Below are 24,398 nucleotides of genomic sequence, written 5' to 3' on the forward strand. Positions count from 1 at the left end.
GCCCGGCGCGTTGCACGGGTCCGGGCGCGCTCACCCCCCGAGGGCGGCGCTGACGAGCGCCTGGGCCTCCTGCTGCACCTCGGCGAGGTGGTCGGGGCCGCGGAAGGACTCGGCGTAGACCTTGTAGACGTCCTCGGTGCCGCTCGGGCGCGCGGCGAACCAGGCCGACGCGGTGGTCACCTTGAGACCGCCGATGGCAGCGCCGTTGCCGGGAGCCTCGGTGAGCGTCGCGGTGATCGGCTCGCCCGCGAGCTCGGTGGCAGTGACGTCGGAGGGCGACAGGGCGGCGAGGCGCGCCTTCTGCTCGCGGTCGGCGGGGGCGTCGGTGCGGGCGTACGCCGGCTCGCCGTGGCGCGCGGTCAGGTCGCGGTAGTGCTCCGAGGGCGTCCGGCCGGTGCGGCCGGTGATCTCGGCGGCGAGCAGGCACAGCAGCAGGCCGTCCTTGTCGGTGGTCCACACCGAGCCGTCGCGGCGCAGGAAGGACGCGCCGGCCGACTCCTCGCCGCCGAAGCCGAAGGAGCCGTCGAGCAGCCCGGGCACGAACCACTTGAAGCCCACCGGCACCTCCACCAGCGGCTTGCCGACGTCGGCGGCGACCCGGTCGACCATCGACGACGACACGAGCGTCTTGCCGATCGCCGCGGACCCCGGCCAGTCGGGGCGCGCCCCGCCGAAGAGGTGGCCGATCGCGACGGCGAGGTAGTGGTTGGGGTTCATCAGCCCCCCGTCGGGCGTGACGATGCCGTGGCGGTCGGCGTCGGCGTCGTTGCCGGTCGACAGGTCGTAGGCCGCCCGCTGCTCGACCAGCGAGGCCATCGCCGACGGCGAGGAGCAGTCCATCCGGATCTTGCCGTCCCAGTCGAGCGTCATGAAGCGCCACGTCGGGTCGACGAGCGGGTTGACGACGGTGAGGTCGAGCCGGTGCCGCTCGGCGACCTCGCCCCAGTAGTGCACCGCCGCGCCGCCCATCGGGTCGGCGCCGATCCGCACGCCGGCCTCGCGCACGGCGTCGAGGTCGACGACGGAGGGCAGGTCGTCGACGTAGGTGCCGAGGAAGTCGTACGCCGTCGCGGCGGCACGCGCGCGGGTGAAGGGCACGCGGCGGACCGCGCCCAGCCCGTCGCGCAGCAGCTCGTTGGCGCGTGCGGCGATCGCCGTCGTCGCGTCGGTGTCGGCGGGACCGCCGTGGGGCGGGTTGTACTTGAACCCGCCGTCGGCCGGTGGGTTGTGCGAGGGCGTGACCACGATGCCGTCGGCGAGGCCCGCGCCGGTGGTCCGGCCGCCGTTGGCGCGCAGGATCGCGTGGGAGACCGCCGGCGTCGGGGTGTAGCCGTCGCGGTCGTCGACGCGCACGTCGACCTCGTGGGCGACGAGCACCTCGAGCGCGGTGGCCCACGCCGGCTCGGAGAGCGCGTGGGTGTCGCGGCCGAGGAAGAGCGGGCCGTCGACGCCCTGCGCGCGGCGGTGCTCGCAGATCGCCTGGGTGGTGGCGGCGATGTGGGCCTCGTTGAACGACGCCTTCAGCGCGCTGCCCCGGTGGCCGCTGGTGCCGAAGGCGACCTGCTGGTCGACGTCGTCGGGGTCGGGCTGCGTCGTGAAGTAGGCCGTCACCAGGTGGGCGACGTCGACGAGGTCGTCGGGGCGGGCGGGCTGGCCGGCTCTCGGGTGCGCCATGGCGCCATGGTGCCGTCCGGACGGGTGGCGCGCACCTAACCTGTCCGGGTGCTCGCCCGCTCGCTGCCCGTCCTGCTGGGGCTCGCGGCCGTCGGGGTGCTCGTCCTGACGTGGGTAGCGGTCGGGCCGTGGGGCCTGGCCGCGCTGGTCGCCGTGGCCCTGCTGCCGCGCCTGCGCCCGGTGTGGTCGCGGCTGCGGCCGCACCGCCCGTGGCGCGCCGGCGGCCTCGGAGTCGTGGCGGCCGCGCTCGTCGCCGGCGGCCTCGCGCTGCTGCCGCACGCCTGGGTGCCCGCCGTGCCCGGGCCCGGCCTGCTGGTCACCCCGGCCTACGACGGCCGGCCGGCGCGCGAGCAGCCGCTGACCGGGCCCACCGCCGAGCCGGGTCGACCCGACCTGCCCCTCGACCGCTCCGGGCCGGTCGGTGACCTGCCGCGCACCGACGCTGCCGCGCTGGGCCGGCCCGGGCGCTCCTGCGCGCCGGTCGCGACCGACCTGCGACCGCTGGTGCTGCTGTGCGAGCCCGACGAGGAGGGTCCCGAGCTCGCGCTCCTGGACCCGGCTGCGGGACCGGGTCCCGTCGCCTGGGCCGACCTGGGGCCGCTCGTGGGCTGCGCGCCGGTGGCCGCCGCGACCTCGGCCACCACCGTCGTGGTCGTGGCGGGCACGCGGTCGCTGCCGGTGCGGGTCGAGGGGCGGCGGCTGGTCGTCGGCTCCCCCGTGCGCCTGGCGTCGGCGGTCTCTGGGGGCGACTGCGCCGTGGACGTGCAGGCCGCCGACGGTGTCGTCTGGGTGCGGACCCGCTCGGGGCGCCTGGTGCGGGTGCCGCCCGGCGCCCGGCGGGCCCGCGTCGGGCTCGACCTGCGGCCGCGGGGCGGTGACGCCGTCGGTGGGGGCCTGCTGGCGACCGGCGGCGGGGTCGGGTCCGGCCCCGGTCCCGGGTCGCTGGTGGTGGCCGCGCACGCCGGCCGGGTCACGGCCGTCGAGACGACCGGCCCGGGTGCGCCGCGCCGCCGGTGGGAGCACGACCTCGGCGGTGGGCCGGGCGGTGGGCCGGGCGCCCCGGCGCTGGTGGACGGGCGGTGGCTCGTGGTGGGGCTCGGCGACGGCCCGCGCGCGGCGGTGGTCGCCCTCGACCTGCGCACCGGCCGGGAGGTCTGCCGCGCCGCGGTCTTCGAGGACGGCGCGGGCCGGGTGTCGGGCCGCCCGGTCGCGCTCCCGGGTGCCGCGCTGCTGCGCAACGACCACCCCGACGCGGCCGACGGCGACGGGCTGGCGCTCCTGCGGCTGCCCGGCTGCGAGGTCGCGTGGACCGACGGTGCCCCGAGCGTCGCGCCCGTGACCGTGGCCGCCGCGACCGGTCTGGCCTACGTCGTGCAGCGCGCGTGGAGCCCGTGGCTCGTGCCGGTCACGCGCCTCGCCGCGCTCGACCCGTGGACCGGGCGGCAGGCCTTCGCGACCCGCGTGGCCACCGGCCTGCTGGGTGCGCCGGTCGGCGCGGGCGCGGCGCTGGGGCCGCACGCCGCGGCGTACGTCGTCGTGCGCGGTGGGCTCGTCCGCGTCGCGGACCGCGAGGCGGGCGGCCTCAGGGCCAGGTGAGCCCCACGGTGCGCTCGCTCAGCTCCCACAGGGCGCGCGCGGCCTCGGCGTCCTGGGCGAGCGCCGAGCGACCCACGAGTCGGGGTGGGCCGGCGAGCTCGCGCGGGCCCGAGGGTCCGCAGAAGCTGTCGCCGGGCAGGTCGGCCGTGGCCGCCATCAGGGTCGGCAGGGCGCCCGCGGCCGGGGACTGCGACACCGCCCCGACCGCCGCGTGGAGCACCGAGGCCCGCACGCCGTGGGTGGTGCCGTAGCGGCCGTTGGCGGCGAGGTGGGTGGCCGCGATGCCCGGGTGGGCAGCGGTGGCGGTCAGCGGCAGGCCGGCCGCGCGGGCGCGGCGCTCGAGCTCGGCGGTGAAGAGCAGGTTGGCCAGCTTGGTGCGGGCGTAGACGGGCCAGCGCTGGTAGCGCGCGCGGGCGGCGCGGGGCTCGTCGAGCGGGGCACGGCGGGCCAGGCGGTGCATGAGCGAGGAGACGGTGACGACGCGGGCACCCGTGCCGGCCACCAGGTGGGGCAGCAGCAGACCGGTCAGCAGGAACGGCCCCAGGTGGTTGGTGGCCAGCTGCAGCTCGAGCCCGTCGGCCGTGCGCCGGTGGGGCGGGGCCATCACCCCGGCGTTGTGGACGAGCAGGTCGAGCGCGCCGAGCCGGGGCACCTCCGCGGCCGCCGACCGCACGGAGGTGAGGTCGGCGAGGTCGACCACGACCTGCTCGAGGTCGGCAGCGGGCACCTCCGCCCGGATCGCCGCGCGGGCCTCCGCCAGCTTGGCGGGCGTGCGGCCGGCCAGCACGACCGTCGCGCCGCGGCGCGCCAGCTCGAGCGCGGTGTGGTGGCCGAGCCCGCCGACGCTGACCCCCGTCACCACGACGCGGCGGCCCGACTGGTCGGGCACGTCGTCGAGGGACCAGGCGGCGTCGGCGGCGTCGGCGGCGCCGGCGGGCGAGGTCACGGGGTGACCGCCAGCTCCCCGACGAGGCGGTGGGCCAGGTCGAGGTCGCCCGCGAGGCGCACGGCGCCCTCGGGCGGGATGCGACGGCCGCCGGCGAGGAGCACGAAGGACTCCCGGTCGGTCGCGACGGTCGCCGTCACGTCGCCGCCGGCGTCGGGCAGCCGCCGCCCGCGGCCCTCCGCCGTCACCTCGAAGGCCACCGGAGCGTGGCCCTCGACCTCGAGCCGCACGGTCGTGCCGGGAGCGGCGCGGACCTTCTTGGCCAGCACATAGCCCAGGCTCTCGGAGAGGTAGTCGGTCGTGTGCGCCGCGGCGGGCGAGTCGAGCCCGCCGGGCCGCCCGACCGCCCGGCGGACGTCCTGCTCGTGCATCCACACGTCGAGGGGCCGGTTGCGCAGCAGGGTGCGCCAGTCCCACGGCACGCCGCCGGGCGTGACCGGGGGGCGCGCGGTGCCGTCGGTGGGCGGGTCGGCGAGCAGCGCGGTGTGCCGGCTCGTCGCCGCGGTGCGGATCTCGGCCACGAGCTCGTCGGGGGAGCGGTCGCGGCGCGCCACGACCCCTTGCTCGCAGTAGAGCCCGAGGAGGCCGCGCACGTGCGGCGGCTCGCCGACGTCGACGGTCTCCTCCGGCCCGCCGGCGAGCACGGCCTCGAGGTGGGCGACGTGGGCGGCGACCGCGTGCACGTCCCACCCGGCCAGGTCGGTCGGCGTCGCCCAGGCCTCGACCGGCAGCTCCTCCAGCAGCGTGGTCAGGTCGTCGACCGCCTGCCACCACGTCGCCACGACGCCGGCGAGCTCGTCGCGGTCGTCGGCCCTCGGGGTCGCCTCGTCGGTCGTCATGCGCGGCAGCCTAGGGCCGAGGTGCGACCTCGTCCTGGCACACCCGCAGGGCGAGCAGGGCCACGTCGTCGCGGTGGTCGGGGTCGAGCACCTCGGCGAGCAGGGCGTCGACGAAGTCGTCCACCGGCAGCCCCGCGTGCCGCTCCGCCGCCGCGGCGAGGCGCAGCAGCCCGGCGTCGAGGTGCTCGCGGCGACGCTCCACCAACCCGTCGGTGTAGAGCAGCACGGTCGCGCCGGGACGCAGCCGCACCTGGCGGTCTCGACGCTCGCTGCGCGCCGCGATCCCGATCATCGGCTCGTGGGCGGCGTCGGCCAGCAGCGCCACCGCGCCGTCGGGCGTCACCACCACCGGCGGCGGGTGCCCCGCGTTGGCCCAGGTCAGCAGCGCGCCGTCGGGCGCCGGGTCGAGGTGGGCGAAGACCAGCGACGCCAGGCCCGGGACCTGCAGGTCGCAGGCCGCCCGGTCCAGGCGCTCGACGGTCGCGGCAGGCGCCTCGTCAGGGGTCGCCCAGGCGAGCGCGCGCAGCATGCTGCGGAGCTGCCCCATCGTCGCCGCGGCGCGCATGTCGTGGCCGGCCACGTCGCCGACGGTCAGGGCCGTGCGGCCGGCGGGCAGCGACACCGCGTCGTACCAGTCGCCGCCGACCTGCTCGACGCTCGACGCCGGCCGGTAGCGGGCTGCGAGCGCGTGCCCGGCGACCCGGGGGAGCGTGCTGGTCATCGCCGACTGCAGGGTGACGAGGGCGTCCACACGGTCGTGCACCGCGAGCGCGCGCTGCGTGGCCTGCGCGGCGTAGCTCGCGAGCGCCGCCAGCGTCACCCGGTGCTCGGCGGAGACCTCGCCGGCGTCCTCCCACACGAGCGCGAGCACGCCGACGGTCCTCCCGTGGACCGTCAGCGGGAGGAAGGCCCGGGCCTCCCCGACCTGGTCGGGGCTGGCCAGGTGGGGCCACCGCGCGTTCTGGGCGGCCCGGTCGGGCAGGAAGGACGGGAGGCCGGTGCCGAGCACCTCGCCGAGCGGGTTCGTGGCGTCGGGGCGCAGGTCGGCGTGGCGGCGGGCCTGCGCCCACGGCAGGCCGCCGGAGGCGAAGGCGGTGGAGTCGACCCACCGCAGCACCGTCGTGGTGTACGACGTCGCGCGCGGCAGGTCCGCGGCCGGCCGGTCGTCGCCGTCCCCGCACAGCCAGATCCCCGCCCGGAGGCAGCCGATCTGGTCGCGGGCGGTGCGCTCGACGGCGGCAGCGACCTGCGGCAGCGTGGCGGCCGTGGCCAGACCCTCGCTGAGGCTGAGGAGCACCCGGCTGCGGCGCTCGAGCTCGGTGGCGTCCCGCGCGCGGTCGACCGCCTCGCGGCGCAGGCCACGCTGGGCGAGCTCCGCGCTGCAGGCGGCGGCGAGGTCCTCGAGCAGCCCGACCTGGTCGTCGTCCCACGCCCGCGGCTCGTGGTCGATGGCGCACAGCGACCCCACCACCTGCCCGGTGTGGTCGGTGAGCGGCCACCCGGCGTAGGCCACGACCCCGAGGTCGGGGACGGCGAGGTTGTCGCGCAGCGAGAGGTGCTCCCGGGCGTCGCCGACCAGGAGCGGTCGACCGCCGGCCACCACGTGCTGGCAGAAGGAGTGCGTCAGGGGCGTCTCGCGACGCTCCGCGGCCAGCACCGGCGTCCCGAGCGGCAGGCCCGCCATGCCGACGAAGGACTGCCGGTGCGCCTCGACGAGCGAGACCAGGGCCACCGGCACGCCGAGGGCGCGCCGCACCAGCCGGGCGTAGCGGTCGAACGAGGTGTCGCTGCCGCCGTCGGGTGCGCCGGGGTCGTCGCCCGTCCCGTCCCCTGGTGGTGGCGCGGGCGCGTCGGTGCGGTGCGTCCCTGCGGTCGGTCGATCGTCGGCTGCGTCTGGTTGCACAGCCGGGCACGTGGCCGTCATGGCCGTCCCCTCTCGGTCCCCCACGGCGCAGCGTACGGTCGGAGCCGTGCCTGCTCGGACCCCCTCCCTTCACCTGGACCAGACCACCGACCGCCCGGCGCCGCGCGGCGGGGGCAACCGCCCCCGTGTGCGCGCCCCCGAGCTGGTGGGCCGCGGCTGGCTCGGCACGGGCGGCGAGACCCTGTCCCTCGCCGACCTGCGCGGCCGTTTCCTGCTGCTCGACTTCTGGACCTTCTGCTGCGTCAACTGCCTGCACGTCCTCGACGAGCTGCGCCCGCTCGAGGAGCGGTGGGCCGAGGAGCTCGTGGTCGTCGGGGTGCACTCGCCGAAGTTCGAGCACGAGGCCGACCCGGTGGCGCTCGCCCAGGCGGTCGAGCGCTACGGCGTGCACCACCCCGTGCTCGACGACCCCGAGCTGGTGACCTGGCAGGCCTACACCGCCCGCGCCTGGCCGACGCTGGTGCTGGTGGACCCCGAGGGCTACGTCGTCGCGCAGTACGCCGGCGAGGGCCACGCCCACGCGATCGACGCGCTGCTGCGCGAGCTGGTCGAGGAGCACCGCGCGCGCGGGACCCTGCAGCCCGCGGGCACGCCGTACGTCGCCCCCGAGGTCGAGCCGTCGGACCTGCGCTTCCCGGCGAAGGCGGTGCCGCTCCCCGGCGGGGGTGCGCTGGTCGCGGACGCCGGCCACGACGAGGTCGTCGAGCTGTCGCCGGCGGGCGAGGTCGTGCGGCGGGTCGGCGGCTTCCGCGAGCCCAACGGGCTCTGCCTGCTGCCGGGCGACGTGGCCGCCGAGGTGGGCTACGACGTGGTGGTCGCCGACACCGTCGGGCACCGGCTGGCCGGGCTCGCGCTCGCGACCGGGGAGGTGCGCACCCTCGCCGGCGACGGCGCGCAGTGGATGCAGGGCGACGGCACGGCGCGGTTGTCGAGCCCGTGGGACGTCGCATGGTGGCGCGACCGGGTGTGGGTGGCGATGGCCGGGATCCACCAGCTGTGGACCCTCGACCCGCGCAGCGGCGCCGTCGAGGTCGCGGCCGGCACGACCAACGAGGGCCTGCTCGACGGGCCGCCGGCCGAGGCGTGGTTCGCGCAGACCTCGGGCCTCGCGGCCGACGGCGACCGGTTGTGGCTGGCCGACAGCGAGACCTCCTCGGTGCGCGTCGTCGAGGCGAGGCCGGGCGGCGAGCTCGCCGTGCGGACGGTGGTGGGCACGGGGCTCTTCGACTTCGGCTTCCGCGACGGGGCGCCGGCGCAGGCACTGCTGCAGCACCCGCTCGGCGTGACCGTGCTCCCCGACGGGTCGCTCGCGGTGTGCGACACCTACAACGGCGCCGTGCGACGGGTCGACCCGGCCGCTCACGACGGCGCGGGGGAGGTGACCACGCTCGCGACCGGGCTGCGCGAGCCGAGCGGCGCCTACGTCGACGGCGACCAGCTCGTCGTGGTCGAGTCCGGCGCCCACGCGCTCGTGCGGCTGCCCCTCGGCGCCGCCGGCACCCGCACCGACGGCTTCGCCCGCACCACGAGCCGCCCGGTCACCGAGGTCGGCGCCGAGCTCGACCTGGTGGTCTCCTTCGCCCCGCCGCCGGGGCAGAAGGTCGACACGCGCTTCGGGCCCGCCAGCCAGCTGCTCGTCACCGCCACCCCGCCCGCGCTGCTGCGCGACGGTGAGGGCCGCGGCACGGACCTGCGACGCCGCCTGGTGCTGGATCCGGCGGTCGGCGACGGGGTCCTGCACGTCGCGGCCCGCGCGGCGACCTGCGACGTGGTGGGCGACGGCCCCGACGCCGAGGTGCCCGAGGGCGCCGCCTGCCGGATGCACCAGCAGGACTGGGGCGTCCCCGTGCACGTCGCGCCCGACGGCGGCCTCGAGCTCGTGCTCCCCCTCGGCGGCGCGACCTCCTGAGGGGTCTGCCTGCCTGACGGAGTCCCCGGCTGACCGGGGACTCCTGCACTTGTGGCCCGAGAACTCGGGCCACAAGTGCAGGACTTGGCCCACAAGTCGGGCGGTGTACGCCGGCCCCGCGCGCCGCGTCGACCCACCCGGTCCCGGACCCGGGCCCCCGGGGTGCCGCGACCGTCATGCGCTCAGCCGCGGGCCAGCGCGACCGCGAGGGCGGCCATGGTGAGGCCGACGACGGTGTCGAGCACACGCCAGGCACCGGGTCGGGCGAAGACGGGCGACAGCAGGCGCGCGCCGAAGCCCAGACCGGCGAACCACAGCAGGGAGGCCGCGACCGCTCCGGCCGCGAACCCCCACCGCACCGGCTGCTGCTGGGCCAGGGACCCGAGGAGCAGCACCGTGTCGAGGTAGACGTGCGGGTTGAGCCACGTCAGCGCCACGGCCTGGCCGACGACCACGGCGAGGGTCCGGCCGCTGCGTGGCGCCGGACCGGCGTCCAGCACCCCGCCACCGCGCCAGGCGCGCCGCAGCGACAGCACGGCGTACGCCGCGAGGAAGGCGACGCCGCCCCACCGGACCACCTCGACGGCGCCGGGGTAGCGCTCGACGACCGCGCCGGTGCCTGCCACGCCGGCGACGATCAGGGCGGCGTCGGAGAGGGCGCACACGGCGACCACCGCGCCCACGTGGTGGCGGGCCAACCCCTGTCGCAGCACGAAGGCGTTCTGCGCGCCGATCGCGACGATGAGGGTGAGGCCGGCGGCGAGGCCTGCCAGGAGCGAGGTGGTCACGGGGAGACGGTAGGCGTGCTGCGCCTCCTCAGCCCAGCGAAGGTTTCTGGACATTGCTTAGCATCGCTTCATGCGAGACCACGACCCGTCGACGGTGGCCCCGGATGCCCTCCCGGCCCACCAGCTGGCAGCGCTGGTCGCCGTCGTCGACACCGGCACGTTCGAGGCGGCTGCTCGCGCCCTCCACGTGACGCCGTCCGCGGTCAGCCAGCGCGTGCGGGCGCTGGAGTCGGCCGTCGGTCGCGTGCTGGTGCGCCGGTCGACGCCGTGCGCCCCGACCGGCGCGGGCGAGGTGCTCGTCCGGCTGGGGCGGGCGCACGCGCTGCTGCAGGCCGAGGCGTACGCCGCGCTGGACGGCGCCGCGTCCGGCGTCCTCGAGCTGGGGGTCGCGGTCAACGCCGACTCGCTGGCCACCTGGTTCCCGCTCGTGGTGGCGGGTCTCGCAGAGTGGGAGGGCCTGGCGCTGACCGTGCGCGTGCAGGACCAGGAGCGCACCGCCGACCTGCTCCGCTCCGGCGCCGTGCTCGCCGCGGTGACGGCCGAGCCCGCCGCGGTCCAGGGGTGCTCCGTCGAGCCGCTCGGCTCGCTGCGCTACCGGGCAGCGGCCGCGCCCCACCTGCTCGAGCGGCACCGCCACGGCGGGCGCCTGCGGTGGGCGGACCTGCCGCTCGTCGCCTTCGACGAGACCGACGACCTGCAGCACCGCATGCTCGCCGCCCGGGGCCATGCGGAGGCCCGCGTCGTGCACCGCGTGCCGACCACCGAGGGGTTCCTGGCCGCGGTCACCGCCGGGCTCGGCTGGGGGCTCGTGCCGGAGCCGCAGCTGGCGCCCCTGGTGGCGGCCGGCCGGCTGGTCGAGGTGGGCCCGCGCGAGCGGGTCGACGTCGCGCTGCACTGGCAGCGGTGGCGCCTGACCTCGCCGGTCCTGGACCGGCTCACCGGCCTCGTGCGCGAGGCCGCGCGAGCGCACCTGCGGCGACGCTGACGGGCCGCCGGCCGGCCGGCTGCCGGCCCGACCTCGTCCGACGACGAGGGGCCGCCCCGCAGCAGCGGAGCGGCCCCTCGGGCAGGCCCGGGGTGAGGGGGCCCGTCAGGGCGAGGTCGAGGACCTCACGGGGTGGACCTCAGAAGGCCGCCTCGTCGAGCTCCATCACCGACAGGTCGGTGGCCTGGGCGATGGCGAGCTCGGCGCTGATCTTCGGCAGCACGGTCTGGGCGAAGAACTGCGCCGCGGCGACCTTGCCCTCGTAGAACGCCTGGTCCTTGCCGGCGTCGCCGCCGAGCTTCTGCAGCGCGACGTCGGCGCCGCGGAGCAGCAGCCAGCCGCAGACCACGTCGCCGAGCACCATGAGCAGGCGGGTGGTGTTGAGGGCCACCTTGTAGACGTTGCGCACGTCGCCGCCCTCGGCGTTGACGTCGGCGCTCATCAGGTCGTTGATCATGTGGCCGACCAGCGCGTTGGTGTCCTCCAGCGCCTTGGCGAGCAGACCGCGCTCGACCTTGAGGCGACCGTTGCCGGCCTCGGACTCGAGGAACGCCTGCACCTCGCCCGCGAGGTGGCCCAGCGCGACGGCCTGGTTCTTCACGATCTTGCGGAAGAAGAGGTCCTGGCCCTGGATCGCGGTGGTGCCCTCGTAGAGGGTGTCGATCTTGGCGTCGCGGACGTACTGCTCGACGGGGTAGTCCTGCAGGAAGCCGGACCCGCCGAAGGTCTGCAGCGACTCGGTGCCGAGCAGCACCCACGAGCGCTCCGAGCCGTAGCCCTTGACGATCGGCAGCAGCAGGTCGTTGACGGCCTCGGCGAGCTCGTCGCGCTCGCCGGCGTGCTCGGCCAGCATGACCCTGTCCTGCCAGGACGCGGTGTAGAGGACGAGCGCGCGCATCGCCTCGGCGTACGCCTTCTGCGTCATCAGCGACCGGCGGACGTCGGGGTGGTGAGTGATGGTGACGCGCGGCGCGGTCTTGGCGGCGTTGGTCAGGTCGGCGCCCTGCACGCGGCTCTTCGCGAACTCGAGGGCGTTGAGGTAGCCGGTCGACAGCGTCGCGATGGCCTTCGTGCCGACCATCATGCGGGCGTTCTCGATGACCTGGAACATCTGCGCGATGCCGTCGTGCACCTCGCCGAGCAGCCAGCCCTTGGCCGGCTCTCCGCCGCCGACCTGCGGGTCGCCGAAGGTGACCTCGCAGGTGTTGGAGACCTTGATGCCCATCTTGTGCTCGACGCCGGTGACGTAGACGCCGTTGCGCTCGCCCGTGAGCTCGCCGGTCTCGTGGTCGAAGTGGTGGGTGGGCATCCAGAACAGCGAGAGGCCCTTGGTGCCGGGGCCGCCGACGCCCTCGACGCCCTCGGGGCGCGCGAGCACGAGGTGCATGATGTTCTCGCTCATGTCGTGCTCGGCCGAGGTGATGAAGCGCTTGACGCCGGTGATGTTCCACGAGCCGTCGGCGTTGGGGGTGGCCTTGGTGCGGCCGGCGCCCACGTCGGAGCCGGCGTCGGGCTCGGTGAGGACCATGGTGCAGCCCCACTCGCGCTCGACCATGATCTGCGCGACGCGCTTGTCGCGCTCGTTGCCGTTGGCGTAGACGACGCCCGCGAACGGCGCGCCCGCGGCGTACATGTGCACCGGCGCGTTGGAGCCGAGCACCATCTCGCCGATGGCCCAGTTCAGGCTGGAGGGGGCGGGGGTGCCGCCGAGCTCCTCGCGGATCTGCAGGCGCCAGAACTCCGCGTCCATCCACGCGCGGTAGCTCTTCTTGAAGGACTCGGGCACCGGCGCGGTGTGGGTCGCGGGGTCGAAGACCGGCGGGTTGCGGTCGCTGTCCTCGAAGGAGGCGGCGAGGTCTTCGCGGGCGAGGCGGTCGACCTCGGCCAGCACCTCGCGGGCCGTCTCGCCGTCGATCTCCGCGAAGGGACCCTGCCCGAGGACCTCGTCCCGGCCGAGCACCTCGAAGAGGTTGAACTCGATGTCGCGCAGGTTGCTCTTGTAGTGGCTCACGGAAGGCACCTTCTGTTGCTCGGGACCGGGCTGGGGCCGGTCGTCGGTCGGCCAGGGGGCCGGGTCGCAGGACGAGCGCCCTACTGACCAGTAACAAGATTGTGCCTGGCAGGTGGTGACAGTGCAAGACGCGCTCACCTGGAGAGGTGCGCGGCGGGGGGCACGGCGGGGCGCGGCGACTTGCGCCGAAGCCCCTGTATGTCTACTGTCCTGCTATCCATACTGTCTTGGTCGACTTCGTCCAGTACGGCCTGAGCAGGTCCCACCGGGAGGTCCCCCCTGATGCGCAAGCTCCTCGTCCTCGGCTTCGTCGGGCTCCTCGCCCAGCTCGTCGACGGCTCCCTCGGCATGGCGTACGGCGTGACGTCGTCGACCCTGCTCCTCGCGGCTGGCGTCGCCCCGGCTGCCGCCTCCGCCGCCGTCCACTTCTCCGAGATCGGCACCTCGCTGGTCTCCGGGGCCTCGCACGCCAAGTTCGGCAACGTCGACTGGCGCACCGTCTCGATCCTGGCCGTGCCCGGCTTCGTCGGCGCCTTCGCCGGGGCGACCTTCCTCGTCAGCCTCGACGGCGACACCGCCAAGCCCTGGGTCGCCGGCATCCTGCTGGCGCTCGGCGTCTACGTGGTGTGGCGCTTCCTCGCGCTGGGCGGTCGCCGCCCCCAGTTCAAGGGCCGCCCGTCGGCGTGGTTCCTCGCGCCCATGGGCGTCTTCGGCGGCGCGCTCGACGCGGTCGGTGGCGGCGGCTGGGGCCCCGTCGGCACGACCACCCTGCTCTCCTCGGGCCGGCTCGAGCCCCGCAAGGTCGTCGGTTCGATCGACACCTCGGAGTTCGTCGTCGCGGTCGGCGGCTCGCTCGGCTTCCTCGTCGGCCTCGGCTCGGCGGGCATCGAGTGGGGCTACGCCCTCGCCCTGCTGGTCGGCGGCGTGGTCGCCGCGCCGATCGCGGCCTACCTCGTGCGGATCCTGCCGGCCCGGGTGCTCGGCGTCGGCGCGGGCGGCCTGATCATCCTCACCAACTCGAAGACCATCGCGGAGACGCTCGGGGCCACCGGTGCGCAGGTCGTCGCCCTCGCCGCGGTCCTCTTCGTCACCTGGGTGAGCGGCATCGTGTGGGCGGTGCGCCAGGAGCGCGCCGCACGCGCGGCCGCGCAGACCGAGGAGCTCGAGGCCGCGTACGCCGCGAGCTGAGGCACCCCGTCGACCCTCGGGTCGGCCCACGTCGGTCGCGAGGTCGGCGTCGCCGTCGTCGGACCGACCGCGGCGGCGCCGATCTCGCCGCGTCTGCTGCCGCGCTGCGCGGCGTCTGGGACACTGCCCGCATGCGCGTCTCCGCGAAGTCCGACTACGCCCTGCGGGCGCTCATCGAGATGGCCGGGGTCTCCGACGGCTCGCCCGTCAGTGCTGAGGCGCTGGGGCGCCGCCAGGAGATCCCGCACGGGTTCCTGCAGGCCATCCTGGCCGACATGCGGCGCGCCGGCATCGTGGTGTCGCAGCGCGGCCAGTCCGGCGGGTGGCGCCTCGCGAGGCCGGCGGGCGAGGTGTCGGTGGCCGACGTCATCCGCGCCGTCGACGGCCCCCTCGTCTCGGTCTACGGGCTGCGGCCCGAGGCCGTGTCCTACCAGGGGTCGGCGGAGGTCCTGCAGCACGTCTGGATCGCGGCCCGACGGTCGCTGCGCGACGTCTTCGAGCAGACGAGCATCCAGGCGCTGGCCGACGGGGAGCTGCCGGCCGCCGTCACCTCGCGGACGGCAGACGAGGACGCCTGGCAGCCCCACTGACGCGTCCCTCGAGCGCCGCGTCGTGGCGGCGCAGGCGCGCGACCTCGACGAGGACGTCGGCGAGCGCCTCGGTGGCGCTGGCCAGCCGCGCCTCGACCGGCACGTCGTCGGGCAGCGGGGCCGTCGGGTCGGGCGGGGCGGGCAGCAGGTCGTCGAGGTCGCCGTGCACCGGGTGGCCGGCGGCGACCACCTGCGCCCGCCAGTCGAGTGCGAGCCGCGCCAGGACGTCGTGCAGCTCGTCGGGCAGACGCGGGCGGAGCGCTCCCGAGCCGCGCTCGACGACCTCCGGCAGCGCGGAGACGAGGGAGGGTGCCACCTCCCGCCGGTGCACGCCCGTCGTCACCCGCCCGTCGACGGCCCGGTTGACCTCGCGGACGACGGCGGCGCCGACCGGGTCGAGCGTGCGGTGGCCCCCGGGTGCCGACCGGCGCGTGGGCAGCGCCACCGTGGCGGGGTCGAGGCCGACGACCTGCGCCAGGCCCGCCCAGGCCGCGGGCGCGGGGTCGGTGTCCTGGGGCAGGACCACGACGTGCACGTGCTCGGGGCCGACGGCCCGGCTCCAGCGGTCGAGCACGTCGCCGACGTGCTGGTCGGCCCAGAAGCGGCGCGCCTGGGTGTGCTCGCGCTCGGGATCGAGCAGCCGGTCGGCGTAGCCGGCGAACGACACGGTGCGGCCGAGCCGCACGGTGTCCGCCCAGGCGGCGAGGACCTGCGTGGCCGGGTCGCGCATCGTGACGACGACCTCGGTGCGCAGCGGCGCGAGACCGTCGAGCAGCAGCGCGACGGCGTCGTCGTCGCAGGCGGCGAGCAGCTCGGACACGATCAGCGGGTGCCGCCGGCCCCGGTGGGCGCGCCGGCAGACCTCGGCCCACGACCCCTCGACCTCGCGTCGGCGGTAGCCCCAGCCTTGGTGCTCGTGCCGCAGCTCGAGCGCCGCGCGCAGCAGCTGCTCCTCCGACACGGCCGGCAGTCGGAAGCCTTGGTCCTCGACGCGGTCGGCGTGGTCGGACAGGGCTGCGGCGACGGCGGGCGCGCCGGTCCCGGGGAGTCCGACGTGGAGCCAGGCGGTGCGCTTCGGCATGGGGGCAGCGTGGCGCCGGCGGGTGGCGGCCCGGTGAGCAGCGGGCGGACGCCGGGCGAGCGCCGGGCGAGCGGTGGGCGCCGTCGGGGCTCAGCGCTCGAGCTCGTCAGGGGGCAGCTCGTCGAGCCAGTCGAGCAGCGGGCGCAGGGCACGCCAGTCGGCGCGCACGACCTCGAGCAGCCCGGGGGTGTGGATCACCGGCTCGAAGCCGTGGTGGCGACCGACGGTCAGCGACCGGTGGCGCAGCAGGTCGATACGGGGGTGGTCGGCCGACCAGCCGCGCGGGGAGGTCTTGAGCCGGTCGCCGCCGACCTCCCACCCGTCGGCGCGCAGCGCGTCGAGCACGGCCTGCAGGCGAGGGCCGTGCTCGTCGTGCGCCGCCGCCTCGCGGAAGGCGGCCAGCCGCTGGCGGCCCGCGTCGTAGAACCCGCCGCCGGTGCGGACCCCGCGCGCCGACACCTCGACGTACCACCCCGTGGCCGGGCCGGTGGCCACGAAGGCGCCCTGGTGGGTCTTGTAGGGCGTCTTGTCCTTCGCGAAGCGCACGTCGCGGTAGGGGCGGAAGACCTTGGCGGCGCCGAACTCCGGCGCGAGGGCGGCGGTGAGCGCGTCCATCGGCGCCTTGACGCAGCTGCGCCACGTCTCGACGTGGGCCTCCCAGAAGGTGCGGGAGTTGTCGACCTCGAGGTCGTCGTAGAAGTCGAGCGCCGCGACCGGGAAGCCGGTGAACGCGGGCGCCTCACCGGCTGCCGGTCCTGCTGCTCCTGCCATGGAGCGGATGACGAGACTCGAACTCGCGACATCGACCTTGGGAAGGTCGCGCTCTACCAACTGAGCTACATCCGCACGACCGGGCCGTGGCCCGGTCGGGGTGATGCTAGCCGACGGCGGTGGCGGGCGGCTCGACCGGGGCGAGGGCGGGTCGGCGGGGCGCGAGGCCGTCGCCCGAGCTGCGGCCGGTGAGGCGTCGCTGCACCCACGGCCCGGCGTGGCCGCGGGCCCAGGCGGCGTCGGCGCGCAGCCGGTCGAGGCGGCTGACCGCCGCGACGTCGACGAGGGCGAGCGGCTCGAGGTCGTGGGGGACACCGAGGGTGTCGAGCACCTCGATGGCCATCCGCTGGTGCCCGGCGCTGCTCATGTGCATGCGGTCGTCGTCCCACAGCCGCCAGTCGCGGTAGTCGCGCAGCCGCCAGAAGTCGACGAGCGTCGCCCCGTGGCGGTCGGCGACCTCCCGCACGAGCTCGTTGTAGAGCGCGAAGCGGGCCCGCACCGGTCGGTAGACCGCCGACCCGCCCGGGTCGAAGGCCGTCCACACCAGGACGCGCGCGCCGGTCGCGGCGAGCTCGCCCACCGCGACGTCGTACGCCGCCACGAGGGCGTCGAGGTCGACCCGCGGCCGCAGCACGTCGTTGGCGCCGGCGTAGACGGTGACGAGGTCGGGCTGCAGGGCGAGCGCGGGCTCGAGCTGCTCGTCGAGGATCGCGCGCAGCTTGCGGCCCCGGATCGCGAGGTTGGCGTAGCCGAAGTCGTCGCTGCGGGTCGCGAGCACCTCCGCGACGCGGTCGGCCCACCCGCGCAGGCCGTTCGGGCGCGTGGGGTCGGGGTCGCCGACACCCTCGGTGAAGGAGTCGCCCAGCGCGACGAAGCGGGAGAAGGTCACCGCCCCATCCTCGCCGGTGGCCCGGCGTCCCGTGCGGACGGCCCTGCCCCGCGACCCGACCGGCGGCTAGGGTGCGCCTCGTGCTGCTCTCCGACCGAGACGTGATGGCCGAGATCGAGGCCGGGCGGGTCCAGGTGGACCCCTTCGACCCCGCGATGATGCAGCCGTCGTCGATCGACGTCCGCCTCGACCGCTACTTCCGGGTCTTCGAGAACCACCGCTACCCGCACATCGACCCGGCGGCCGACCAGTCCGACCTGACCCGTGAGGTCGAGCCGGTCGGTGACGAGCCGTTCATCCTTCACCCCGGGGAGTTCGTGCTCGGCTCGACCTACGAGGTCGTCACGCTCCCCGACGACGTCGCGGCCCGGGTGGAGGGCAAGTCGTCGCTGGGTCGCCTCGGCCTGCTCACCCACGCCACCGCCGGCTTCGTGGACCCCGGCTTCTCCGGCCACGTGACGCTGGAGCTGGCCAACGTCGCCACGCTGCCGATCAAGCTCTACCCCGGCATGAAGATCGGGCAGTTCTGCTTCTTCCGGCTCTCCTCGCCCTCCGAGCACCCCTACGGCTCTGAGAAGTACGGCTCGCGCTACCAGGGGCAGCGCGGCCCGACGCCGTCGCGGTCGTTCCAGAACTTCCACCGCACGCCGATCTGAGGTCGCCTGATGCCGCGACGGGTGACAAACTGTAGTATCCCGCTATTGTTCGTCCGGAATGGTGTCGACCCGGCGTGAGGAGCCCGCGTGAGCAACCAGCCGCCCGGCCCGCCCCCCGCTGTCGCGTCCGAGTCGGCCCGGCCCGGTCGCGACGTGGTGCCCCTGTGGGAGGCGACCCGTGCGTGGTTCGCCATCTCGCTGCAGACCTTCGGCGGCCCGGCGGGGCAGATCGCGGTCATGCAGCGCACCCTGGTCGAGGAGAAGCGGTGGATCGGCCAGCAGCGCTTCCTCTTCGCGCTGTCCTACTGCACCTTGCTGCCCGGTCCCGAGGCACAGCAGCTCGCCACCTACGTGGGGTGGCTCCTCAACGGCCTGCGAGGCGCGCTGGTGGCCGGCACGCTCTTCGTCCTGCCGGGGGTCCTCGCCCTGCTGGTGCTCTCGGGAGTCTACGTCGCCTACGGCGACACCACCGTGGTCGAGGCCCTCTTCGTCGGGCTGTCGGCGGCGGTGCTGGCGATCGTCGCGCAGGCCGTCGTCCGCGTGGCGCGCACGGGTCTGGCCCACCCTGCCCTGGTGGCGCTCGCCGTCGGGTCCTTCGTGGCGCTGAGCGTCTTCGGCGTGCCCTTCCCGGCGGTCGTGGCCGCGGCCGCCGCGGCCGGCTGGTGGCTGGGGCGGCGCGTCCCCGCGCTCGGCGCCGCGCGGCCGGCGTCGGTCGACGACGGCCCGGCCCCGCTCGTGCCCGACGACGCGCTGCACGAGGAGCGTCCCTCGCTCCAGCGCAGCACCGCGGTCCTCGTGGTGGGTCTCCTGCTCTGGGCGGCGCCGGTGGTGGCGGCCGCTCTGCTGCTGGGGCGCAGCAGCACCTTCGTCGACCAGGGCCTGTTCTTCGCCGGCACGGCCCTGGTCACCTTCGGCGGGGCCTACGCCGTCCTGGCCTTCGTCGCGCAGCAGGCCGTGCAGGTCTACGGCTGGCTCGCGCCCGGCGAGATGGTGCGCGGCCTCGCCCTGGCCGAGACCACCCCCGGCCCGCTCATCATGGTGGTGCAGTACGTCGCGTTCCTCGGTGCCTACCGCGCCCCCGGGCCGCTGGACCCGTGGGTCGCCGCCGTGGTGGCGAGCCTGCTCGTGACGTGGGTGACCTTCGTTCCGTGCTTCCTGTTCATCCTGCTGGGAGCGCCCTACGTCGAGCGGTTGCGCCACAACCGCGCCTTGGCCTCGGCCCTCGCGGGCATCACCGCCGCCGTCGTCGGGGTGATCGCCAACCTCGCGGTCTACTTCGCGCTCCACACGCTCTTCGCCGAGACCCGTCGCACCGACGCCGGTCCGCTGGCGCTGGAACTCCCGGTCGTCGCGACGTGGCAGCCCGTCGCCGCCGCGATCGCCCTGGTGGCGTTCGTCCTGATGTTCCGGCTCCGGTGGTCGGTGCTGCGCACCTTGGGCGCGTGCGCAGTCCTGGGTCTTGTCGGGGTGCTGACGTTCCCGGGGGCCGTAGGTTAGGCTCACCTAACATCAACCGCGCCACCCGCGCGGCCGCGAGGAGGGGGAGCCGATGACCGCGACGCTGGAGAGCCCGAGCCTGCCGATGCTGCTGGAGCAGGTCGAGGTGGTCCGGGCGGACCGCGTGTCCCCGAGCTTCGTGCGCCTCGAGCTCGGCAGCCCCGCCCTCGCCGACTTCGGCGTCGACGGCCCGCTGCACGACCAGCGGATCAAGCTGGTCTTCCCCAACGCCGCGGGCGAGCTGTCCTCCTTCGACGGCGCTGACGAGACCTGGATGCGCACCTGGCTGGACCGCCCGGTCGCGGAGCGGGGCCCGATGCGCACCTACACCGTGCGCGAGGTGCGCGGTCACGGCACCGACACCCGACTGGTGGTCGACGTGGTGCTCCACGACGACCACGGTGACTGCGGACCGGGCGCCTCCTGGGCCGCGGCTGCTGCGCCCGGTGACCGGGTCGTGCTGCTCGCCCCGCGTCGCGGTGTGCCCTTCGGCGGCATCGAGTTCGCCCCGGGCGAGGCGCGCGAGCTGCTGCTGGTCGGCGACGAGACCGCCGTCCCCGCGATCGCGGGCATCCTGCGCGGGCTGCCCGCCGACGCCGCGGGCGCGGCGTACCTCGAGGTGCCGGTGAGCGCCGACGTGCAGGAGCTGGCCGCCCCCGCCGGGGTCCGGGTGACCTGGCTGCCGCGCGACGGCGCCGCACGGGGGGCGCTGCTGACCGCGGCGGTCGTCGAGCACCTCGGCACCGGCGCCCACGACCTGCTGGCCCGCGTCGCTGATGACGACGTCGACCCCGACCTGTGGGAGACCCCGGTGCACTCCTCCTCGGGCGAGGAGGTCGCGCCGGGCAGCGTCGTCTGCGACGGTCCGGAGGGGCGCGACGCACGGCTGGCGGGGCTCTACGCCTGGATCGCGGGGGAGTCGAAGGTGGTGACGGGGCTGCGGCGCCACCTCGTGCGCGAGGTGGGTCTGCACCGCTCGCAGGTGTGCTTCATGGGCTACTGGCGCGAGGGCGTGTCGATGCGCTCCTGACCTCGCGGTCGCGGGCCCGCTGCGCCCGGGCGTCGCGTGCAGGAACGACTGAGGGCGCCACCCCGGTGGGGTGGCGCCCTCGGCGCTGTCCGGCAGCGGGCCGGTCAGAGGTCGAACAGCGAGCTGCTCCCGGCGATGTCGGCGTCGGTGCGCGGCGTGTGCGCCGGGCCGGCGTCGGCGGGCGCCGTGCCGTCCTGCGACGCGCCGTTCTGGGCAGCGGTGTCCACCGGGTCGGCGCTCACCTGCTCGGCGGCGGCCACCTCGGCGTCGGCCTCCGCTGCAGCGGCCGGGGTCGGCCCGGCGGACTCCTCCTCCGCCTGGGCCTCGGCCTCGGCCGGGGCGGCGGTGGGCTGCTCGGCGGGGGCGGGTGCCCCCACGGAGTCGTCCCCGAGGGACGTCGCGGCGCTGCTGACGTCGGCGCCCGACGGCACGTTGTCGCCGGCCTCGGTGGCCCCGGTGGCCTCGGTGGCCTCGGCGATCTCGCTAGAAGCGGCTGCGTCGCCGGACGTGGCCAGCTCCGGCTCCGGCTCCGGCTCCGGCGTCGCCGCCGCGGCTGCGGGAGCTGCCGGGGCCGCCGACGACGCCGCCCGCGGGGCGGCGATGTCGAACAACGAACCGGTCGTGCCGCGGACAGGCGTGCCGGCCGCCTGCCGCGGTGCCGCCGACTGCTCCTCGGCCGGGGCGGCGTCGGTCGGGTCGAGCGCGTCGCCGGCGCCCTCCTCGGGCTGGCCGTCGGCGGGCCGGTCGGCGGCCTCGCTGGCCGCAGGTGCGCCGTCGGCCTCCTCGTCGGTGGTGCTCGCCTTCTCGGCGACCGGAGCCGAGGCCGGGGGAGCGGCCGGCTCGGCCGGAGCCTCGAGGTCGAAGAGAGAGCCACCGCTGCTCAGGTCGACCGACTGCGCAGGTGCCGCCGCCGGGGCCGTGGTCGATGCCTCGGTCTCGGTCGGTGCCTCGGCAGCCGCCTCGCTCGGGGCCTCGGACCCGCCCTCCTCGGGCGACGCGGGTGCGGTCGCAGCCGCCGGCTCGGCCGGCGCTTCGAGGTCGAAGAGCGAGCCGCCGCTCCCGAGGTCGGCCGACGCGGCAGGCTCGGAGGAAGCGGGCTCGGAGGGAGCGGGCTCGGACGGAGCGGGCTCGGACGGGGTGGACGCGGGTGCCTCGGCCGCCGGGGCGTCGTCGCCCCCGAGGTCGAAGAGCGAGCCGCCGCCGCCCAGGTCGCCGGAGCCCGACGCGGCGGCGGGAGCCGGGGCGGCCTCCGCTGCCGGAGCTGCGTCGTCACCGGAGTCTGCGCTGGAGTCCGCGCTGGAGTCCGCGTCATCGCCGCCCAGGTCGAAGAGCGACCCGCCGGACGACGCGGGCTTCGCGGCCTGCGCCTCCTCGGCCGGGGCCTTGGCGGGGTCGGTCGTCTCGGCCGCACCGGCGGGGTCGTCGAAGAGCGAGGACCCGCCCGACGCCTTCGCCAGCGGGCCAGCGTCCTCGGTCGCGGTGACAGTGTCCTCGGTCTGGGTGACGTCGCCGTCCTGCGGCTCGGCCTTCAGCGCCTCGTCGTCGGTGACGGCGGCGGTGCCGCCGGCGGACGTGCCGGCCGCGGTGCCCGCGGTCGACGCCTCGGCGGCGGCCGGCTGCTTCGCGGGGGCACCGGCGCCCGCGGCCGCGCCCTCGCCCGGCAGCAGCTTGGTGGCCTGGGCGCCCTTGACCGACGCAAGCAGCATCTGCGCCACGTCGAGGACCTCGACCTCCTCGCGCGCCTCGCCCTTCGACTGCTTCATGGTGAGGCCGTCGGAGAGCATGACGCGGCAGAAGGGGCAGCCGACGGCGATCTGGTCGGCGCCGGTGGCGACGGCCTCGTCGGTGCGGTTCATGTTGATGCGCTCGCCGGTGTTCTCCTCCATCCACATGCGCGCGCCGCCGGCGCCGCAGCAGAAGGACCGCTCGGAGTTGCGCGGCATCTCCTTGACCTCCGCGCCGGGCAGGACCTGCAGCAGCTCGCGGGGCGGGGTGTAGACGCCGTTGTGGCGACCGATGTAGCAGGGGTCGTGGTAGGTGATGGAGCGCTTGTGCGCGCCCGCACCGTCCTTGACCGGGGTCAGCCTGCCCTCGCGCACGAGGCGGTTGAGCAGCTGGGTGTGGTGCACGACCTCGAGCTCGACGCCGAACTCGGAGTACTCGTTCTTGAGCGTGTTGAAGCAGTGGGCGCAGGCCGAGACGACCTTCTTGACCTTCATCTCCTTGAAGGTCTCGGCGTTCTGCTGTGCGAGGCCCTGGAAGACGAACTCGTTGCCGGCGCGGCGGGCCGGGTCGCCGGTGCAGGTCTCGCCGTTGCCGAGCACGCCGAAGCTCACGCCGGCGATGTCGAGCAGCTCCGCGACCGCGCGGGTGGTCTTCTTGGCGCGGTCCTCGTAGGCGCCGGCGCAGCCGACCCAGAAGAGCCACTCGACCTCGTCGAGCGACTCGACGGTCTCGCCGACGACCTTCACCTCGAAGGGCAGGTCCTTGGCCCAGTCCATGCGGCCCTGCGGGCTCATGTTCCAGGGGTTGCCCTTGCCCTCGAGGCCCTTGAAGAGCTGGTTCAGCTCGGCCGGGAAGTTGTTCTCGACCAGCAGCTGGTAGCGACGCATGTCGATGATGTGGTCGACGTGCTCGATGTCGACGGGGCACTGCTGCACGCACGCGCCGCAGCTGGTGCAGTTCCACAGCACCTCGGAGTCGATGACCGCCGAGCCCGACTCGGGCATGTAGAACCACTCGTCGTCGGCCGTGTCGCCGACCAGCGGGCGCTCCACCTCGCGGACGAGGGTGTCGCCCCCGGCGGCCAGGACGGCCTCGCGGTCACCCTCGGCGGCCCGGAGGTAGGGCGCCTTCGCGTAGGTGTGGTCGCGCAGGGCGGTGATGAGGAGCTTGGGGTTGAGCGGCTTGTCGGTGTTCCACGCGGGGCACTGCGACTGGCAGCGGCCGCACTCGGTGCAGGAGGTGAAGTCGAGGACGTTCTTCCACGAGAAGTCCTCGGCCGCACCCACGCCGAGCCGGGTGTCCTCGTCCATCTCCTCGACGTCGTCGAGGCTGACCCGCTGCCCGCCGGAGGTCAGGGGCTTGACCGCACCCAGCGCCGTACGGCCGGAGGACTCGCGCTTGAACCAGATGTTGAAGAACGCGGTGAAGCGGTGCCAGGCGACGCCCATCGTGAGGTTCAGCGAGATGACGATCATCCACGTGAACGACACGACGATCTTCAGCATGGCGAAGAAGTGGACGAGGTTCTCGAGCGTGGGGACCGACAGGCCGCCGAGGGCCTCGCCGATCCAGAAGGTGAAGGGGAAGTGGAAGGCGGTGCCGTACTCCTCGCCCTCGGCCTTGAACAGGGCGTACTCGAGGCCGCGCAGCACGATGATGCACAGGCCGACGGAGAGGATGACCGCCTCGACGAAGTAGCCCTGCCACATCGTCGAGCGGAAGAAGCGGCCCTTGACCCCGCGCACGCGCTCCTTCGGCCGCGACGCGCGGTAGGCGATGAAGGCGATGATCGCGCCGATCATCACGACGGTGAAGAACTCGGTGAGCCACTCGTAGAGGAAGAAGTGGCCGACCACCGGCAGCGCGAAGTGGGCGTCGAAGAGCTGGCCGAAGGCCGTCAGCAGCGTGAAGAAGAGCAGCCCGAAGCCGACGAAGATGAACCAGTGGCCGATGCCGACCCAGGTCCACTGCAGCATGCGGGTGTGACCGAGGGTCTCCTTGACCAGCGTCAGCGTGCGGCGCGCGGGGTCGTCGGCGCGGCCCGGCGCGGGCTGGCCGACGCGCAGCGTGCCCAGCATGTCGCGGATGGCCCGCACGAACAGGGCGGTGCCGACGGCCGCGATGGCCAGGGACACCACGATGGCGATGATCTGCATGGAGAACGGCTCCTCGTCGCTGCTGCGCGTCACCGCGCGCGCCCGTCCGGGCGACCTCGTGAGCCTAGTGTGCGCCCACCGTGCCGTCAGGGCCGATGACTTGTGACCCACATCCTACCGAGCGGTAACTTCGGGACAAGACG

At 75.4% G+C, this 24,398-nt stretch carries 18 protein-coding genes and 1 tRNA gene; 8 read left to right on the forward strand and 11 right to left on the reverse strand.

Going from position 1 to position 24,398, the window contains the following annotated elements; all coding sequences use genetic code 11:
* Nucleotides 1-30 precede the first annotated feature (30 nt).
* Nucleotides 31-1,674, reverse strand: a complete 1,644-nt coding sequence (pgm, locus tag BJ989_RS03905; RefSeq protein ID WP_179517077.1) for a phosphoglucomutase (alpha-D-glucose-1,6-bisphosphate-dependent) — start codon at nucleotides 1,672-1,674, stop codon at nucleotides 31-33.
* A 48-nt stretch (nucleotides 1,675-1,722) separates the two neighbouring features.
* Here pgm and BJ989_RS03910 point away from each other — a divergent pair, with 48 nt between their 5' ends.
* Nucleotides 1,723-3,270: a hypothetical protein gene (locus tag BJ989_RS03910; RefSeq protein ID WP_179517078.1), complete on the forward strand. Its 1,548-nt coding sequence runs from the start codon at nucleotides 1,723-1,725 to the stop codon at nucleotides 3,268-3,270.
* Here the strand turns inward: BJ989_RS03910 and BJ989_RS03915 are convergent.
* The 3 genes from BJ989_RS03915 to BJ989_RS03925 are packed head-to-tail and all read right to left on the reverse strand — an operon-like array spanning nucleotide 3,257 to nucleotide 6,979.
* Entirely contained in the window at nucleotides 3,257-4,216 is a 960-nt protein-coding gene (locus BJ989_RS03915; protein WP_179517079.1) for an oxidoreductase, read from the reverse strand. The two genes, BJ989_RS03910 and BJ989_RS03915, sit on opposite strands and share 14 nt — an antisense overlap.
* Nucleotides 4,213-5,055 carry a maleylpyruvate isomerase family mycothiol-dependent enzyme gene (locus tag BJ989_RS03920; protein WP_179517080.1) on the reverse strand — a complete coding sequence of 281 codons (843 nt, stop codon included), beginning with the start codon at nucleotides 5,053-5,055 and terminating at the stop codon, nucleotides 4,213-4,215. Before BJ989_RS03920 ends, BJ989_RS03915 begins: the two co-directional genes overlap by 4 nt.
* A gap of 10 nt (nucleotides 5,056-5,065) precedes the next feature.
* Nucleotides 5,066-6,979 carry a GAF domain-containing SpoIIE family protein phosphatase gene (locus BJ989_RS03925; RefSeq protein ID WP_179517081.1) on the reverse strand — a complete coding sequence of 638 codons (1,914 nt, stop codon included), beginning with the start codon at nucleotides 6,977-6,979 and terminating at the stop codon, nucleotides 5,066-5,068.
* A gap of 46 nt (nucleotides 6,980-7,025) precedes the next feature.
* On the opposite strand from BJ989_RS03925, the gene BJ989_RS03930 reads away from it, so the two are divergent.
* Nucleotides 7,026-8,888 carry an NHL domain-containing thioredoxin family protein gene (locus BJ989_RS03930; protein ID WP_343049074.1) on the forward strand — a complete coding sequence of 621 codons (1,863 nt, stop codon included), beginning with the start codon at nucleotides 7,026-7,028 and terminating at the stop codon, nucleotides 8,886-8,888.
* A gap of 182 nt (nucleotides 8,889-9,070) precedes the next feature.
* Here BJ989_RS03930 and BJ989_RS03935 read toward each other — a convergent pair whose 3' ends face one another.
* Nucleotides 9,071-9,676 (reverse strand): LysE/ArgO family amino acid transporter, encoded by a 606-nt coding sequence (locus tag BJ989_RS03935; protein WP_343049075.1) that lies wholly within the window; start codon nucleotides 9,674-9,676, stop codon nucleotides 9,071-9,073.
* Between the two features lie 70 nt (nucleotides 9,677-9,746).
* Here BJ989_RS03935 and BJ989_RS03940 point away from each other — a divergent pair, with 70 nt between their 5' ends.
* The gene (locus BJ989_RS03940) at nucleotides 9,747-10,661 is read left to right on the forward strand and encodes a LysR family transcriptional regulator ArgP (protein WP_179517084.1); all 915 of its coding nucleotides are present in this window, start codon (nucleotides 9,747-9,749) and stop codon (nucleotides 10,659-10,661) included.
* A 139-nt stretch (nucleotides 10,662-10,800) separates the two neighbouring features.
* On the opposite strand, the gene BJ989_RS03945 is transcribed toward BJ989_RS03940, so the two are convergent.
* Nucleotides 10,801-12,672, reverse strand: a complete 1,872-nt coding sequence (locus BJ989_RS03945; RefSeq protein WP_179517085.1) for an acyl-CoA dehydrogenase C-terminal domain-containing protein — start codon at nucleotides 12,670-12,672, stop codon at nucleotides 10,801-10,803.
* A 282-nt stretch (nucleotides 12,673-12,954) separates the two neighbouring features.
* On the opposite strand from BJ989_RS03945, the gene BJ989_RS03950 reads away from it, so the two are divergent.
* Nucleotides 12,955-13,860, forward strand: a complete 906-nt coding sequence (locus BJ989_RS03950) for a sulfite exporter TauE/SafE family protein (RefSeq protein ID WP_179517086.1) — start codon at nucleotides 12,955-12,957, stop codon at nucleotides 13,858-13,860.
* A gap of 131 nt (nucleotides 13,861-13,991) precedes the next feature.
* Nucleotides 13,992-14,450, forward strand: coding sequence for an RrF2 family transcriptional regulator (locus tag BJ989_RS03955; RefSeq protein ID WP_179517087.1), 459 nt, complete (start codon nucleotides 13,992-13,994; stop codon nucleotides 14,448-14,450).
* Here the strand turns inward: BJ989_RS03955 and BJ989_RS03960 are convergent.
* From BJ989_RS03960 to BJ989_RS03975, 4 genes are all read right to left on the reverse strand, one after another.
* On the reverse strand, nucleotides 14,407-15,531 hold the full coding sequence (locus tag BJ989_RS03960) for a hypothetical protein (protein ID WP_179517088.1): 1,125 nt from the start codon (nucleotides 15,529-15,531) through the stop codon (nucleotides 14,407-14,409). The genes BJ989_RS03955 and BJ989_RS03960 overlap by 44 nt on opposite strands.
* 90 nt (nucleotides 15,532-15,621) lie before the next feature.
* Nucleotides 15,622-16,302: a DUF2461 domain-containing protein gene (locus tag BJ989_RS03965; protein WP_179517089.1), complete on the reverse strand. Its 681-nt coding sequence runs from the start codon at nucleotides 16,300-16,302 to the stop codon at nucleotides 15,622-15,624.
* Nucleotides 16,302-16,377, reverse strand: a tRNA-Gly gene (locus BJ989_RS03970). The genes BJ989_RS03965 and BJ989_RS03970 overlap by 1 nt, the downstream gene beginning before the upstream one ends.
* A 31-nt stretch (nucleotides 16,378-16,408) precedes the next feature.
* Nucleotides 16,409-17,191, reverse strand: a complete 783-nt coding sequence (locus BJ989_RS03975) for a GDSL-type esterase/lipase family protein (RefSeq protein WP_179517090.1) — start codon at nucleotides 17,189-17,191, stop codon at nucleotides 16,409-16,411.
* An 80-nt stretch (nucleotides 17,192-17,271) separates the two neighbouring features.
* Between BJ989_RS03975 and dcd the strand changes: the two genes are divergently transcribed.
* The 3 genes from dcd to BJ989_RS03990 all read left to right on the forward strand — a co-directional run bounded on the left by dcd (nucleotide 17,272) and on the right by BJ989_RS03990 (nucleotide 20,374).
* The gene (gene dcd / locus BJ989_RS03980; protein ID WP_179517091.1) at nucleotides 17,272-17,847 is read left to right on the forward strand and encodes a dCTP deaminase; all 576 of its coding nucleotides are present in this window, start codon (nucleotides 17,272-17,274) and stop codon (nucleotides 17,845-17,847) included.
* A gap of 87 nt (nucleotides 17,848-17,934) precedes the next feature.
* Entirely contained in the window at nucleotides 17,935-19,344 is a 1,410-nt protein-coding gene (gene chrA, locus BJ989_RS03985; protein ID WP_179517092.1) for a chromate efflux transporter, read from the forward strand.
* A gap of 52 nt (nucleotides 19,345-19,396) precedes the next feature.
* Nucleotides 19,397-20,374 carry a siderophore-interacting protein gene (locus BJ989_RS03990; RefSeq protein ID WP_179517093.1) on the forward strand — a complete coding sequence of 326 codons (978 nt, stop codon included), beginning with the start codon at nucleotides 19,397-19,399 and terminating at the stop codon, nucleotides 20,372-20,374.
* 104 nt (nucleotides 20,375-20,478) lie between these two features.
* Here BJ989_RS03990 and BJ989_RS03995 read toward each other — a convergent pair whose 3' ends face one another.
* Entirely contained in the window at nucleotides 20,479-24,288 is a 3,810-nt protein-coding gene (locus BJ989_RS03995; protein ID WP_343049076.1) for a (Fe-S)-binding protein, read from the reverse strand.
* Between the last annotated feature and the right edge of the window lie 110 nt (nucleotides 24,289-24,398).

Source organism: Nocardioides perillae, from assembly GCF_013409425.1.
Taxonomy (GTDB): Bacteria; Actinomycetota; Actinomycetes; order Propionibacteriales; family Nocardioidaceae; genus Nocardioides; species Nocardioides perillae.

Coding starts and splice junctions, on each gene's coding strand:
- pgm (WP_179517077.1), bottom strand. CDS start 1,674: ATGGCGCACCCGAGAGCCGGCCAGCCCGCCCGCCCCGACGACCTCGTC.
- BJ989_RS03920 (WP_179517080.1), bottom strand. CDS start 5,055: ATGACGACCGACGAGGCGACCCCGAGGGCCGACGACCGCGACGAGCTC.
- BJ989_RS03925 (WP_179517081.1), bottom strand. CDS start 6,979: ATGACGGCCACGTGCCCGGCTGTGCAACCAGACGCAGCCGACGATCGA.
- BJ989_RS03940 (WP_179517084.1), top strand. CDS start 9,747: ATGCGAGACCACGACCCGTCGACGGTGGCCCCGGATGCCCTCCCGGCC.
- BJ989_RS03950 (WP_179517086.1), top strand. CDS start 12,955: ATGCGCAAGCTCCTCGTCCTCGGCTTCGTCGGGCTCCTCGCCCAGCTC.
- BJ989_RS03955 (WP_179517087.1), top strand. CDS start 13,992: ATGCGCGTCTCCGCGAAGTCCGACTACGCCCTGCGGGCGCTCATCGAG.
- BJ989_RS03960 (WP_179517088.1), bottom strand. CDS start 15,531: ATGCCGAAGCGCACCGCCTGGCTCCACGTCGGACTCCCCGGGACCGGC.
- BJ989_RS03965 (WP_179517089.1), bottom strand. CDS start 16,302: ATGGCAGGAGCAGCAGGACCGGCAGCCGGTGAGGCGCCCGCGTTCACC.
- BJ989_RS03990 (WP_179517093.1), top strand. CDS start 19,397: ATGACCGCGACGCTGGAGAGCCCGAGCCTGCCGATGCTGCTGGAGCAG.